General features: G+C 41.2%; 12 protein-coding genes. 10 read left to right on the top strand and 2 right to left on the bottom strand.

Annotated features, from left to right (window positions below; all coding sequences use genetic code 11):
- The first annotated feature begins 133 nt into the window (after positions 1 to 133).
- From NK987_RS13435 to NK987_RS13400, 8 genes are all read left to right on the top strand, one after another.
- The gene (locus NK987_RS13435) at positions 134 to 3616 is read left to right on the top strand and encodes a SusC/RagA family TonB-linked outer membrane protein (protein ID WP_259264268.1); all 3483 of its coding nucleotides are present in this window, start codon (positions 134 to 136) and stop codon (positions 3614 to 3616) included.
- 11 nt (positions 3617 to 3627) lie between these two features.
- Complete coding sequence (locus NK987_RS13430) at positions 3628 to 5148, top strand: SusD/RagB family nutrient-binding outer membrane lipoprotein (RefSeq protein ID WP_259264267.1); 1521 nt, start codon at positions 3628 to 3630, stop codon at positions 5146 to 5148.
- 77 nt (positions 5149 to 5225) lie between these two features.
- Positions 5226 to 6161 (top strand): RraA family protein, encoded by a 936-nt coding sequence (locus NK987_RS13425; protein WP_258423128.1) that lies wholly within the window; start codon positions 5226 to 5228, stop codon positions 6159 to 6161.
- Between the two features lie 24 nt (positions 6162 to 6185).
- A complete protein-coding gene (locus NK987_RS13420) occupies positions 6186 to 7472 on the top strand; it encodes a mandelate racemase/muconate lactonizing enzyme family protein (protein ID WP_259264266.1) in 1287 nt (428 codons plus the stop codon).
- A 48-nt stretch (positions 7473 to 7520) separates the two neighbouring features.
- Positions 7521 to 8801, top strand: coding sequence for a mandelate racemase/muconate lactonizing enzyme family protein (locus NK987_RS13415; protein ID WP_258423130.1), 1281 nt, complete (start codon positions 7521 to 7523; stop codon positions 8799 to 8801).
- Positions 8802 to 8822: 21 nt separating this feature from the next.
- Complete coding sequence (locus tag NK987_RS13410) at positions 8823 to 9773, top strand: RraA family protein (RefSeq protein ID WP_258423131.1); 951 nt, start codon at positions 8823 to 8825, stop codon at positions 9771 to 9773.
- 57 nt (positions 9774 to 9830) lie between these two features.
- Positions 9831 to 11315 (top strand): mandelate racemase/muconate lactonizing enzyme family protein, encoded by a 1485-nt coding sequence (locus NK987_RS13405; RefSeq protein WP_259264265.1) that lies wholly within the window; start codon positions 9831 to 9833, stop codon positions 11313 to 11315.
- A gap of 99 nt (positions 11316 to 11414) precedes the next feature.
- Entirely contained in the window at positions 11415 to 12494 is a 1080-nt protein-coding gene (locus NK987_RS13400) for a bile acid:sodium symporter family protein (RefSeq protein ID WP_259264264.1), read from the top strand.
- 79 nt (positions 12495 to 12573) lie between these two features.
- Here NK987_RS13400 and thiL read toward each other — a convergent pair whose 3' ends face one another.
- Both thiL and mce read right to left on the bottom strand, forming a co-directional pair.
- Positions 12574 to 13602, bottom strand: a complete 1029-nt coding sequence (thiL, locus tag NK987_RS13395) for a thiamine-phosphate kinase (RefSeq protein WP_258423134.1) — start codon at positions 13600 to 13602, stop codon at positions 12574 to 12576.
- Positions 13603 to 13713: 111 nt separating this feature from the next.
- Entirely contained in the window at positions 13714 to 14118 is a 405-nt protein-coding gene (gene mce / locus NK987_RS13390; protein ID WP_258423135.1) for a methylmalonyl-CoA epimerase, read from the bottom strand.
- 91 nt (positions 14119 to 14209) lie between these two features.
- On the opposite strand from mce, the gene NK987_RS13385 reads away from it, so the two are divergent.
- Together NK987_RS13385 and gcvT are read left to right on the top strand one after the other, a co-directional pair.
- On the top strand, positions 14210 to 14536 hold the full coding sequence (locus NK987_RS13385; RefSeq protein ID WP_113924754.1) for a HesB/IscA family protein: 327 nt from the start codon (positions 14210 to 14212) through the stop codon (positions 14534 to 14536).
- A 118-nt stretch (positions 14537 to 14654) separates the two neighbouring features.
- Positions 14655 to 15749 (top strand): glycine cleavage system aminomethyltransferase GcvT, encoded by a 1095-nt coding sequence (gene gcvT / locus NK987_RS13380; RefSeq protein WP_259264263.1) that lies wholly within the window; start codon positions 14655 to 14657, stop codon positions 15747 to 15749.
- Positions 15750 to 15778 lie beyond the last annotated feature (29 nt).

Genomic DNA, 15778 nt, shown 5'->3' with positions numbered 1-15778 from the left:
GAAACAAAAAAACAGAGAACACCATACAATTTTCCTTTAAAAATAAAGGAGATTGCTTCCGATCCAATCTGAATTGGATTTTAGGATAAATCAGAATGATAATTCAATGATTGACACTAACACAACCCAAAATATGTCACAATCACTACAAAAAACAACGATTATGGTCTTCAAGCGTGCTATTCTGAGTACGTTTCTCATGACCATAGCACTTAATGCCGTCTTTGCCAACAGCAAATTGGACCAGATTAAAAGTATTGATGAAGTTTACATCAAACTTGATATCAGGAAAGGAAGTTTGGAAAACATCCTTAACGCAATCGAAAGCAAAACAGATTACAGCTTTTTTTACACTGAAAAGAATTTAAAAAACAACTCCAACATTGAGCTATCCACTTCAAATGGTACTGTGGCTGATGTTCTTACAGAGATTGCAAATAAAAAGCAACTTCACTTTAAGCAAGTCAACAATGTCATCAGTGTGAAATCTCTTTCGCCTGATATTTCTTCAAAGAAAATTGTTATTGAAATTGAAGATCGAGATGTGGAAATTTCAGGAACCATTACAAGTGAATCAGGAGAGACACTTCCGGGTGTAGCCATTTCAATATCCGGCACCACTTTGGGAACGGTGTCTGATATCGATGGAAAGTACAAAATCTCCGTGCCTGAGGGTTCTACCCTTGTGTTTTCTTATATTGGATTTGCTACCCAAAGAATCGAAATCGGAAACCAATCCGTCATCGACGTAGTCTTGGCTCAAGAGGCCAGAGCACTTGAAGAAGTGGTCATTGCAGCTTTGGGCATCCAAAAGACTTCAAGAAGTATTGGATATGCAGCTACAAATGTTGGTTCAGATGAAGTAACCATCAACAGAACGCCTAATTTCATGAATGCCTTGCAGGGAAAAATTGCAGGTGTGGCTATCTCTCCAATGGGAACCGGTCCAGGCGGAACAACCAAAATCAGGATCAGAGGTCAATCTTCCATTTCCGGTCAAAACAACCCACTCATAGTTGTTAACGGTATCCCAATTGACAATACCAACTTTGGTACTAATCCAGGAAATAGCGGTGCTGACAACTCCATAGGAGTAAGAGGTGGTGGTGTGACATCAGATGGTGGTGATGGTCTCAGCAGTATCAACCCCGACGATATCGAAAGCATGACCGTCCTAAAAGGTGCTGCAGCATCTGCACTTTATGGATCAAGAGCCAAAGATGGTGTCATCATGATCAACACTAAATCAAGAGGTGAATCAAAAGGAATAGGCGTGACTTATAACCTGAATTACACCAACGAAGCACCATTAGATTTTACGGATTATCAGTATGAATACGGTCAGGGTGAACAAGGTGTGAGGCCTACAACTCCAAACCCAACTTCGGGACAGTGGTCATTTGGTGAAAAATTCGCACCCGGTATGACCCAAGTCTTATTTAATGGCGTGACTGTACCCTACGTTCCGCAAAGAGGAATCATCAATGACTTCTTCAGGAATGGACAGAATGTAACCAATTCCATTATGGTTTCTACCTCAAGCGATAAAGGTGGTTTGAGCTTTTCTTTCTCCGACCTTAATAGTAAGGGTATTGTTCCAAACAACTCTTTCAACAGAAAGACAATTTATTTAGGATTTGGCTACCAACTTAGTAAAAGATTAAACTTCAAAGGAAATATCAATTACTCTGTTGAAGACAACAAAAACCCACCAAACGTTGCCAACCAAGACAACTCTATTCCAACAGCCCTTTATAATATGGCCAACTCCATGCCATTAAGTGTGCTTGATGAAAATAAATTTGATGCTAATGGCAACGAGGCTGTTTATTCAAGATTTAGAAACAGAACAAATCCTTACTTTACGCTTTCTCAGCAGTTTCAAAATATCAAAAGAGACAGGATCTTTGGAAACGTAGCAGTAAAATATGACCTCACTCCTTGGTTGTATATCCAAGGACGTTTAGGTCAGGATTATTGGTCAAGAGATCAAGATTACAACAACTTCCCTACAGGTCAGGCTTCATTAGCAGCTGCACCTGCAGGATTTGTAAACGGACTTTATACACAGGAATCAAGGAGATTTAGAGAAGTCAATGCTGATTTCATATTGTCTGCTACCAAAGAATTTGGTGATTATGGCATCAATGCAAATATAGGTGGAAACCATATGTACAGGACTTCTGATGTCAACAGTGTTCAAGCCAGGGATTTTGTAGTGAGAGATCTTTATACCGTCCAAAACGGAAGGGTTAAAGATCCGATTTTTGACAGGTATGAAAGAGCTGTGAATTCATTATTTGCATTTGCAGAGTTTTCTTATAAAAAGTTTCTGTTTATCAATGGTACCATCAGAAACGACTGGTTCTCGACCCTTTCTCCTGAAAACAGAAGTATTCTTTATCCTTCCATTTCTACCAGTTGGATTTTTACAGAAAATACAGGTACATCTGATTGGTTTAATTTTGGAAAGTTAAGGGTAGCATATGCTGAAGTTGGTTCTGATTCAGATGTGGGACCATATTCCAACGTATTGTTCTATGGTGTCAATGCTAACTTGTTTAATAACCAACCTGTCGGTGGTCCTCTAGGCGGAACTCTTCCGAACCCAAATTTGAAGCCTATGCGTGTAGCAGAAACTGAAATTGGATTAGAAACGAAGATGTTCCAGGGAAGGGTTTCTTTAGATCTTGCTGCTTACAGCAAAATCACAAGTGATCAGATAGTAAGTGCCCAGATTTCTGATGCATCTGGTTTTGTAAACACCTCTATCAATAGTGGCCAAAGTTCAAATAAAGGTATTGAAATGCTCTTGACTGTTGTCCCTGTAGAAAATGAAAACTTTACTTGGGAAGCTTCCTTCAACGGTGCCTACAACAAGACCAAAGTATTGAGCTTATTGACTGACACTCCCGGTGAAAGAATCACTGTAGGTACCCACGTTTTCAATGGTGAACTGAGACAGATCGTAGGAGAAGAAATGGGACAGATAGCAGGATTCGGCTACAGAAGGGACGAACAGGGAAGACAGATTTTCGGGGGTAATGGTTTGCCATTGAGAACCCTTGATCTTGTAAATTTTGGCAGTGCCCTCCCAAAATGGATTGGAGGTATCAACAACTCCTTTAATTATAAAGGAGTATCGCTTTCATTCCTCATAGACTTTAGATTGGGTGGAAAAATGCTTTCAGGGACCAACTTCAACGCTGTAAGACACGGTTTGCACAAAATGACCCTAGAAGGTCGTGAAGGCGGAGTCGTAGGAGATGGTGTCAACCTTGCAGGTGAAACAAACACTGTCGCTGCGCCGGTTCAATCATATTGGGAAATTGTAAGGTCTCAGGCATTGGTTGAACCAGTTATCTACAATTCTGGATTCTGGAAACTGAGACAAATCACAATGGGTTACGATTTTACAAAATTCATCCCTAAAAACTTCCCGGTTAGCGCTGTCAGACTTAACCTTGTAGCCAACAACGTTTTCATGATCAAAAAGTGGGTGGATAACATTGACCCAGAATCATTTGGGTATACCTCAGATAACCTTGTCGGAATGGAATCTACAGGACTTCCTACTACAAGAGGTCTCGGCTTCAATCTTAATGTTAAATTTTAATCAGAGCTACCATGAAAAAGATATATAATTTTATCCTCCTTGTGCTGATGCTAGGCTACAGCACATCATGTGATCAAAACTTTGATGAGCTTAATACCAACAAAGTTGCCGCTACTTCAATTGATCCTGCTTTTCAATTAAATAATGCTACAGTAAATGCTTCGCCAAATTCATTTGGAATGTTGGTTTACGAAATGGGTATTGTTCAGCAAATCATTTCTCCTAACTCGGGGGTTTTGACAGGTGCTAATTTTAATCAGGACAACAGGGCTTCTACACAAGACAACTGGCAGAAGTATTACAGGAACGTAATCAAAAACACTAAAGATATCATCTCAAGAATTGAGGATGATCCAACCAGAAGTAATCTTCTGCAGATGACAAGGATTATCCAGGCTTATGGTTTTATGATTCTGACTGATTCTTATGGTTCTATTCCTTACTCAGAAGCAGGTGTGGGATATAGCAATCAAGTCTTCTATCCCAAATATGATACACAGGAGTCTATTTATGCAGATCTTATCAAAGAATTGGAAGAGGCCTCTGCAGCACTTAATGCAAGTGGAAGAGTGGAAACTGCTGATATCCTTTATGCAGGAAATATTGCCAAGTGGAAAAAATTCGGTTATTCCCTACTTCTTAGGGCAGGCATGAGATTGAGTAATGCAAATCCAACACTTGCACAACAGACTGTAGCCAAGGCCTTTGCGGGAGGAGTTATCCTTACAAACAATGACAATGCTGTCATTGTTCACGATGCAAACTATGTCAATCCTGCCGGAAATACTTTAAATGCCACAGAAGCAGCCAACTTCTATATGACAGAGCCTTTTGTGAATTTCCTTAAAAACAGCAATGATCCAAGATTAAGCGCCATAGCTGTAAGATATGTAGGTGCTAAATCAGGGTCAGAACAGCAGCCTGCTCGTCAAACCTATGATCCTGCCCTTCAAATCGGAATGCCTATGGGTAATGATAATGCAGGTGCCGTTCAGGTAGCTGCTGATCTGGGATTGGCAAGTTTTTATGACTTCAGTCAAGTCGACAGGAGGAGGGTTGCAAAAATTACAGCTCCGGGATTTATGGTTACTGCATCTCAAACCAACCTTTTGCTAGCTGAAGCAAGACAAAGAGGATGGATAACTTCCGGAACTGCAGCTGAATATTTTGAAGCAGGTGTTAGAGCGCATATGATTCAAATGGCACTTCATGATCAAGCATCCACAATTCCTGCAGCGGATATTGATGCATACATTACGGCCAATCCATTGGTTGACGCCACAGCACTCCAGCAGATCAATTCTCAATATTGGATTTCCTCTTTGATGAATGGACCTGAAGCTTTTGCCAACTTCCGAAGAAGTGGTTTCCCTGTACTTACAGCAAATCCATTCCCAGGCAGAGAGGTATTGTTTATTAACAGATTGACATATCCTAACTCAGAGATTTCTGTAAACTCTGAAAATGTAGACGCTGCCATCACAGCCCAAGGTGCTGATGACCTTGAGACTAAGGTTTGGTGGGACAAATAAATTAGAAATGAAGGTCCGGCGAATTCCGGGCCTTCATCTTCTCTTCAATCAACAATTTCACAAATTATCCAATCAAAATGACTAGGAAAATAATCCCTGTTATGCTTTGCTGTTTTCTAATAATTGGAAGTATCAAAGCACAGCAAATTTCAAAAGAGGAGCTGATCTACCTCACCAGAGAATGGAAAGGAGAAAGATTTGAGGATGGACGTCCAAAAGTTTCAGATGATCTATTAAAGCGCATGCGGCTTGTCACACATGATGAGGCTTGGGCGGTGATGAGAAACGCAGGTTACAAATATCAATATGCTGACGGTTGGCAAATAATCAACCCAGATAGCATACTTATAGGTAGGGCAGTTACTGCTACATTCCTTCCAGGCCGTCCAGACATCCATAATGCAATAGATGACAGAGGAAAAAAAGAGGGTAAGCGGGGACAAAATTCATGGCCTGTTGATTTATTAGTTAAAGGTGATGTGTATGTGGCTGACCAGTTTGGGCTACATGTAGATGGACCAACTATTGGTGACAATGTAGGAAATGCCATTTATGCAAAAACAGGAAATGGTATCGTTTATGATGGTGCCATCAGAGATGTTACCGGATTGAAAGAAATCGGTGGTTTTACCTCCTATTATACAAGCTACCACCCCTCCCATCATAACCAGCAAGGTAATCTAAATACCATGCTTACAGGAATAAACCAACCTACAAGAATCCGTCAAGTAACAGTGATGGCAGGAGATGTAGTGTTAGGTAGGGACGGTGGAGTTTCATTTATACCTGCACATTTGGTCGAACAGGTAGTTGTTACTTCTGAAGTCGTCCGGCTGAGAGACATGTTTGGCCATGAAAGATTAAGAGCCGGTGTATATACTGCAGGTCAAATTGATACACGTTGGTCAGATGACATTGAAAGAGATTTTTCTAAATGGCTCAATGAACATATAGATGAACTTCCTATTCCAAGAGAGCAAATCCAAGAAATCCTGAAGAAAAGAACATGGTAGTCACTTCCATAAAAATCAAAGCCCATGAAGACAGAGAACAATAGGCGTTCATTTATCCAAAAAAGTTTAATGGCTGGATTGGCCACTTCAGCTTTGATTCCAAGTTTTGGTTCTGAATTGATAGCAGCTGTAGACCGAGGACCAAAATATTCTAATCCCTCCGACCTAAAAATCACAGGTGTCAAAACAGCTTTTATGAAAGGCCATGGCACACATATGTTTGTCAAATTGACCACCAATCAGGGGATTACAGGCTATGGCGAGGCGATGGATGCTGTGAGGGGTACTTATGGTGTAGGGACCGGAACTGAAGGTTGGGACAATATGACCCAGTTTTTGATTGGGCAAAACCCTTTGGACATCAATAAAATTGTAGAACAGATTTTAAGGAGAGGCCACTTTAGCGGGGCACAGGGCGGCATGTATGTGGCTGTTCTTACTGGAATTGAAATCGCTCTTTGGGACTTGGCGGGAAAGGCAATGAACCAACCTGTCTATCGGTTGATGGGCGGTAAATTCAGGGATAAAATACGCCTGTATTGTGACAGTGCCAGCAGCTCCGAAAGCCCGGAAGACATGGCCGCAGGAGCTATTGAAGTGAAAAATGCAGGATTTTCTGCCATAAAATTTGACTTGGATTGGGCGGGTGATCCCTCTAAACAGGATGAGTTTAACCGGACAGCTTCTAACGGGGAAATTGACAGGATGGTAAAACAGATTACTGCGGTGCGAGAAGCTATCGGTATGAACATGGACCTTTGTCTCGACGCACACGGCAGATATGATTTGCCTTCTGGAATCCAAATTGCCAAGGAAATGGAGCAATTCAAACTCATGTTTTTAGAAGAACCTATTCCTGCCGAAAACCTTGACAGCCTCAGAGAAATCACAAGTCAGACCACTACCCCAATCTGTACTGGAGAAAACCAATATCTGGCACATGATTTCCGAAAAATCCTTGAGAAAAAAGCAGCGGATATCATCATGCCTGACCTCCATAAATGTGGCGGAATCGGAGAAGGACAGCGGATCGCCAACTTGGCAAATCTATATTATGTTCCTGTTGCACCCCATATGGTTGCCTCACCTTTTGGAGCTATGGCCGCTTGTCATTGTTGTGCTTCCATTTCCAATTTTCTTTGTTTAGAATGGCATTGGTTCTCCAAATGGAAACAGTGGGATGAACTCATCTTAGAAGCACCATTGATCAAAGAAGGTTATATCCATCTAACTGAAAGACCCGGTGTGGGAGTCACACCAAATGAAGAAGCGATAAGAAAATATGCTGTGGCTGATGCCCCTTTCTTTTAGGAAAAAAGAAAACTAAAATGATTTCAAAATAAGAATTAAAGTAACGATATGAAAAACAGTAAAGACAGTAGAAGATCATTTATCCAAAAAGGATTGGTGGCAGGTCTGACAGGTGGAGCACTATTATCAACATTTGGACAGGGATTAAATGCCGCTGTGGATAGACAATCTCCCTTTTCCAATCCATCAGATCTGAAAATCACAGACGTAAAATGCGGCTATGTAAGAGGGGCACTTTACGTCAAAATATATACAAACCAAGATGTATGGGGTTGCGGCGAAGCAGTGGATGCGATACATGGCACTTACCATTTGGTAAAAAGAATGGGCAACATGATAAAAGGCCAAAGCCCGCTCAATCCTAACCGGATTGCAGAGCAGTTGAGAAAGGGAGCATTTTTTGGGGGTGCCCAGTCGGGAGTTTTTGTGGCTGTTATGACAGCTATAGAAACCGCACTTTGGGATTTGACAGGCAAAGTATTTGGCGTTCCGGTCTATCAGTTGTTGGGCGGTAAATTCAGAGATAAAATCAGAGTTTATTGTGATACGGCGTTATATACTTCTACCAACCCTACCCCACAAGATTATGCCAAAGCGGCAAGAGGCGCTGTAGACAAGGGCTATAATGCAGTGAAGTTTGATGTCGATGATGCAAGAGATCCGAATAAATATGATCGGTTCAACTGGACCGCCAATCCTATGGAAATCGAAAGAATGTATAATGCAATCGCCGCAGTTCGTCAAGAAGTAGGTCCAAACATAGACATCTGTGTGGACATGCATGGAAGGTATGATGCAGTGACAGGATTGAAAATGGCCAAAATGTATGAAGATTTGAATCTTATGTTTTTGGAAGAACCGATACCAGCTGATAATCCGGAGGTTTACAAATCGATTACCACTCAAACTTCTACTCCTATCTGTACAGGTGAAAACATCTATCTGGCATATGGATTTACAAGATTGCTCTCAGAATCAGCCATAGACATTATCATGCCGGATATTCAAAAAGCCGGTGGATTAGGTGAGGCCCAGAGGATCGCAAACCTTGCAAATCTATACTATGTGCCTTTTGCACCCCACATGGTGGCTTCTTTCCTTGGAGCAATGGCCAGCTGTCATGTCTGCGCCTCGGTGCCCAATTTCATGATCATGGAATGGCAAATCTACATGGATACCGATCAGCTTTGGAAAGATATTGTTACTTACGATGGTCCAAGAACAGAGAATGGTTTCATTACACTTTCTGAAAAACCTGGAATCGGTGTTGAAATCAACGAAGAAGGAATGAAAAAATATGCGGTAAAAGACATTCCGTTTTTTGAATAATAACCCATTAACCAAGTAACCATGAAAAAAAATATCAAATTAACCCAATTGATCCTAGGAGCTTTCCTTATCCTCGCTACAGGAATAGTAGAAGGCCAAAATGTGGGCTCCTCTCCTGAATATATCAAAGCACTGACTTCAGAATGGAAGGGTGAAAGGTTTTCAGACGGTAGGCCTAAAGTCTCTGACCAAATTCTGGAAAGGTTGAAAAACATCTCCATCGAAGAAGCTTGGGGAGTACTCAGAAACAAAGGATACCAAAATCAATATGAAGGGAATTGGCAGATAATGCTTGAAGATGAGGCCATGACAGGACGGGTTGTTACTGCCCAATACATGCCTTTGAGACCTGACTTGCAAAATCAGATAAAAGATCAGGGAGTCAACAAAGAAGGAAGATCACCTAAGGGAGGCACCAATTCTTGGCCTATTGATATCCTGACCAACGGTGATGTTTATGTCGCTGATGGTTATGGTAAAATTGCTGATGGCACATTGATCGGTGATAATCTTGGTAATTCCATTTATGCAAAATCAAAACGTGGGGTGATTTTTTATGGTTCGGTAAGAGACCAAGAAGGCCTTTCCGAAATCAAAGGATTCAATGCCTGGCATAAAGGCCAAGACCCTTCATTTATCAATCAAATGATGCTGACATCCATCAATGCTCCCATCAGGGTTGGAAGAGCAACTGTGCTTCCCGGAGATGTCGTTTTAGCTAAAAAATACGGAGTAATCTTCATTCCGGCGCATTTGGTGGAAGATCTGGTGATCACCTCAGAGGTGACAGGCTTAAGGGATGAATTCGGTCACCAAAGACTAAGAGAAGGAAAATATCTTGCCGGAGAGATAGACAGTGAATGGACTGAAGCTATCAAAAAAGATTTCTTGGACTGGTTGAACAAATATCCGGGAAAGCTGCCAATGACAAAACAAGAATTGGATAATTACCTCAAGGAACGAAATTATTGATTGTCTTAATCACTGGAACACTTTGAATAAAAATTTCAACAATAACCCATAGACAAAATGAAAAACACTTTAAAAAGCATTATTTCGGATCAAAAAGAAAAGGAGCGGCAGTATGCAATTCAAAGACAAGCTGAAATCGACCACATTGACACCAAAGCCAATAGAAGGGATTTTTTAAAAAAAACAGCTCTTGGTGGTATGTCACTGACCGCATTGATGGGATTGAGTTTTGAAGACTCAATGGCCCAGACAACATCCAAAGTTCAAAAGGCTTCAGCTCCTTCTGATCTGAAAATCACTGACCTGAGATATTGTGTTACCACAGTATTGGGACGGACAGCCATCATCAGGATTGATACCAACCAGGGAATTTATGGACTTGGCGAAGTAAGAGATGGCGCAGATCCGCGCTATGCCTTGATGCTTAAAAGCAGGATTTTGGGAGAGAATCCATGTAATGTAGAGAAGATTTTTAAAATTATTAAGCAGTTTGGTGGCCAAGCCCGTCAGGCAGGCGGTGTGTGCGCAGTAGAAATGGCATTATGGGACCTTTGTGGCAAAGCTTATAATGTCCCTGCATGGCAATTGCTCGGAGGCCGATACAGAGATTCTGTCAGACTTTATGCAGATACACCTACCGGTGAAAATCCTGAAGATCAAAAGGAAAAAATCAAGTACAGAACAGAAGTGCAAGGATATTCTTGGCTCAAAATGGATGTATCCATCAATCAGGTAAAAAACATTCCCGGCACGCTGAACAACACTTCAATAATGAATCAAAATTCAAGTCAGTGGCAAGGAGGATACATGTCGTATGCGAATACCAAACATGCATTTACCGGAGTTCAGATCACTGAAAAAGGTTTGGATGAACTAGCCAAAATTGTCCATAATGTCAGAGAAATGGTGGGATACGAAATTCCGATTTCAACTGATCACTATGGGCATATAGATGTCAACAATTGTATCAAATTGGGTAAAGCACTCGAAAAATACAACTTGGCTTGGTTGGAAGATATGGTGCCTTGGCAATGGACTGAGCAGCACAAAACAATTACAGATGCTCTTGAAACCCCAACAACAACCGGTGAGGACATCTACTTACTCGAAAACTTCAAAGACCTGATCCATAACCATGCAGTGGATATTGTGCATCCGGACCTTGCTTCTTCGGGTGGTCTTCTTGAAACCAAAAGACTTGGTGATTATGCAGAAGAATTTGGTATAGCTATGGCAATGCACCAAGCAGGAACGCCTGTTTCCTTTATGGCCAATGTTCATTGCGCAGCTGCAACACAGAATTTCCTTTCATTGGAACACCACTCTGTGGATCTTCCTTGGTGGGAGGACATGGTCAGGACCACTGATGGCGGCAAAATGATCGTTAAAGGATATGCTCCGGTTTCCCTTACTGCTCCTGGTTTGGGAATTGAATTGAACGATGAGGTCATCAAGCAACATCTTCATAAATCAGATACTTCCTACTTTGCACCGACCACCGAATGGGATGAAAAAAGATCCCATGACAGAACTTGGAGCTAAGTAGATTGATTGTAGTGATAGTGCCATCCGAAAGCCGGGAGCAATCCTGGTTTTCGGATATTTTTCCTACTATAGTATTTCCATTAAGCCTAAACCATTTTGAAAAATCCAGTTATCAAAATCGCCACCATTCTATCAGCCATTTTTTTGCTTTTATCCTTAGGAATCACCCTTTTTCAAGGATTAAGTAATTCAGGACCATATTGGATCCTATTTTTGATTGCCCTTGGAATCATGTTTAGAGGATATGAGAAGCTTAAGGGCTTTACTTATACAGTAATGATTTTCGCCTGCGTCACGGCAGCAATGTTTTATCCAATCACATTCGTACAGGTTGGGGATTATAAATTGAGCGGATTGATTGTTCCACTCCTCCAAATCATCATGTTTGGAATGGGGACTTCCATGAGCTTAGGGGACTTTGCAGGCGTGGTTAAAATGCCAAAAGGAGTCATCATTGGGATTATGCTTCAATTTACCATTATGCCTTTTATTGGATATACTTTGGCCAAACTGAGCGGTTTTCCTCCTGAAATCGCAGCCGGGATTATCTTGATCGGTTGCTCGCCGAGTGGCATGGCTTCCAATGTGATGAGCTTCCTTGCAAAAGCAAACCTTGCGCTATCGATTACCATTACAGCATTCACCACGATGCTGGCTCCATTTGTAACCCCGGTATTGATGGGTTGGTTGGCAGGAGAATTCGTAGAAGTGGATGTCTGGAAAATGGTTTGGGACATCATCAAAATTGTCATTATACCGATTGGTGCAGGTTTGCTTTTCAATAAATTCCTGAGCGGGAAAGTTAAGTGGCTGGATGCAGCGATGCCTTTGGTTTCCATGATCGGGATTGCTTTGATCATCACCATCATTACCGCAGCCGGAAGGGACAGCTTATTGAATATCGGCCCAATTTTAATTTTACTCGTAGTGTTCCATAACATGGCAGGCTACACTTTGGGCTATTGGGCCGCCAAGTTATTCAGGATGGACGAGCGGGATTGTAGAACATTGGCATTGGAAGTCGGGATGCAAAATGCCGGATTGGCATCAGGTATTGCCAAAGAAATGGGAAAAATTGCTACCGTGGGTCTGGCTTCTGCAGTCTTTGGACCTTTTATGAATATCACCGGATCAATATTGGCTTCGTATTGGCATAGAAAGCCACCGAAGGATTGAAATTATTTACGATTTAACTGCAAAAAGCCCTTGAGAATTTATTTCTAAGGGCTTTTACAGTTTTAATAAGATGCCAAACCTAAAAATGCTTCCAACCCTGAGCCTTTAAGGAAACCACCGTCCCACTTTTGGTTACCATAAGTTTGCCATCCTCAGCTTTGGTCACATGGCCGATGAAATGAATATCGGGGTGTTTTTCGAGTTTTGAGAAATCCTTTTGGTCGATCGTAAAGAGCAATTCATAATCCTCTCCCCCATTTAACACACAGGTAATCGGATCAAGATTCAGTTCTACCGCAGTATCAAAAGTTTGTTTGTCTATAGGTAACTTGTCCTCATAGATCGTGACCCCTACCCCTGAAGCTTTGCAGATATGAAAAAGCTCCGAAGCCAAACCATCAGAAACATCGATCATGCTTGTAGGCACTACTTCCATTTCCCGCAATTCGTGAATGATGTCCATTCTCGCTTCGGGACGGAGTTGTCGTCCTGTTACATATTGGAAGCCGTCAAGTTCAGGAGTCATTTCAGGATTAGCAAGATAGACTTGCTTTTCCCTTTCCAATATCTGCAATCCGACCAAAGCACCACCCAGATCTCCGGTCACACAAACGATGTCATTGACTTTGGCACCTGATCTGAAGCTAAGTTGTTCTTTTTTTGCGTCTCCGATGGCTGTAATGGATATGACCAAACCTGACCTTGAGGCCGTGGTATCTCCGCCAATTACATCTACTCCGTAATGTTCGGCTGCGGCGTTGATTCCTGAATAAAGCGCATCTACGGCTTCCACCGAAAACCTGTTGGATAAGGCAATACTGACTGTTATTTGTTTGGGGATGGCATTCATGGCTGCAATATCGGATACATTCACCGCAACAGCCTTAAATCCCAAATGTGGCAACGGCGCATAAGAAAGGTCAAAATGTACACCTTCCAACAACAAATCCGTTGTCACTACTTTGACATGGTCGCCTGCTTCGATAACGGCTGCATCATCACCGATTCCTCTCAAAGTAGAATTATGTTTTATAATGATTTTTTCACTAAGATGGTCTATCAAGCCAAACTCGCCTATCTCACCTATTTCTGTTCTTTTATCTGACATTATGTTCTTTTTAAATGGAGATTTCTCCAATTACGTTTTAAACAATGAAGAATTTTTCGAAGGTAATTTTCAAATCTTTCAATTTTTCAATTTTCCAATCTTTAAATTCTCTCAACCTTTTTTCTCTTGGCACAATTCCACCAACACCCCATTGGTCGATCGGGGATGCAAAAATACAACTATTTTGTTGTCTGCCCCTTCTTTGGGAATTTCATTCAGGATTTCAAAACCCTCACTTTTCAACCTGTCCATTTCAGCAAAAATATTTTCCACATCAAAAGCGATATGGTGGATCCCTTCCGATTTTTTATCCAGGAACTTTGCAATAGGGCTATCAGGTCTAGTCGCTTCCAACAATTCAATTTTTGTCTCTCCAATCATAAAAAACGAGGTCTTTACCCCTTCCCCTTCCACCACTTCTTCTTTATAATTATCCTTTCCCAATAATTTTGCAAACAGTTGATTGGATTGTTCGAGATCCTTTACCGCAATCCCCAAATGCTCTATTTTTCTCATTTCAATAATTTTTTATCTTTGCTATTGAATTTATTCAACTTAAAGCATGTTAACTTCATGCTTTATACAACTGAATTTAATACTTAAAGATATGATAACTGTTTCGGAAAAGGCAAAGGAAAGAATCCTTTCATTGAGAAAAGAGGAAGGAAGAACCGAAAATGAAAACATCAGGGTTTCTGTCAAAGGAGGCGGATGTTCAGGATTGATGTATGATCTTGGATTTGATGCCAGTTTGGTGGAGACTGACCATGTCTTTGAAGACAAAGGCATCAAGATTTTGGTGGACAGAAAAAGTCTTCTGTACCTAGCAGGAACCGTTCTTGAATTTACGGATGGTTTGAATGGCAAAGGTTTCCAATTTGTCAATCCAAATGCATCAAGAACCTGCGGATGCGGAGAAAGTTTCTCGGTATAAATCACAACTTCAAAATTTAAAAAGGAATGCTGATAAGTTTTATCAGCATTTTTTGTTTGTGGTAAAAAATCTTTTGTCTCAATTGTTACCTTTGCCCACAAGAAAATAAACCCCTGATATGTCAGAAAACATCAAAAAAATACAGCTCAATGACCTCCATGTTGCTCTGGGAGGCAAAATGGTTCCATTTGCAGGATTCAATATGCCAGTAAGGTATTCTTCAGATACTGAAGAGCACCATACCGTCAGACAGGGAGTGGGTGTATTTGATGTTTCTCATATGGGTGAATTTAAAGTTACAGGTCCAAAGGCTCTTGATCTGATCCAAAAAGTCACTTCCAACGATGCTTCCAAACTTGTTGTAGGCCAAGCCCAATATTCCTGCTTCCCAAATGAAACAGGTGGTATTGTAGATGATTTGATCGTATACAAATTCGGTGAGGAAGAATATATGTTGGTCGTCAATGCCTCCAATATCGAAAAGGATTGGAATTGGATCAACAAACACAATGACATGGGTGCCAAATTGGAAAATATCTCTGACAGCATTTCCCTTTTTGCCATACAAGGACCAAAAGCCATCGAAGCGGTCCAATCACTTACAAGTGTTAATCTCTCTGATATCAAATTTTACCATTTTGCAGTTGGGGATTTTGCAGGGGTTCAAGATGTCATCATCTCAGGAACAGGCTATACCGGTGCAGGTGGATTTGAAATTTATGTGAAAAATGAGGATGCAGAAAAAGTTTGGAATGCTGTTTTTGAAGCAGGAAAGCCGTATGACATCAAGCCGATTGGTCTAGGAGCAAGGGATACCCTGAGATTGGAAATGGGTTATTGCCTATATGGAAATGACATCAATGATGAAACTTCGCCGATTGAAGCGGGATTGGGTTGGATTACCAAATTCACCAAGGATTTTATCAACAGTGAAAATCTCAAAAAACAGAAAGAAGAAGGCGTTTCAAAAAAATTGATTGGGTTCATATTGCAGGAAAAGGGCATTCCTAGGGGCAACTACCCTATTGTCAATCTTGAAGGAGAAACTATCGGCGAGGTCACTTCAGGAACAATGACACCTTCTATGGGAGTGGGTATTGGAATGGGTTATGTCAGATCGGAATACGCTACTCCTGGCACAGAGATCGCCATAACCGTCAGGAACAAAAATCTTTTGGCCAAGGTTGAAAAATTCCCTTTGTACAAAAAATAAACTCAAATTAAACATTCACACCCGCAGAA

It is taken from the genome of Aquiflexum gelatinilyticum (genome assembly GCF_024813435.1).
In the GTDB taxonomy this organism is placed as follows: Bacteria; Bacteroidota; Bacteroidia; order Cytophagales; family Cyclobacteriaceae; genus Cognataquiflexum; species Cognataquiflexum gelatinilyticum.
This window is presented reverse-complemented; position numbering and strand designations above follow the sequence as displayed.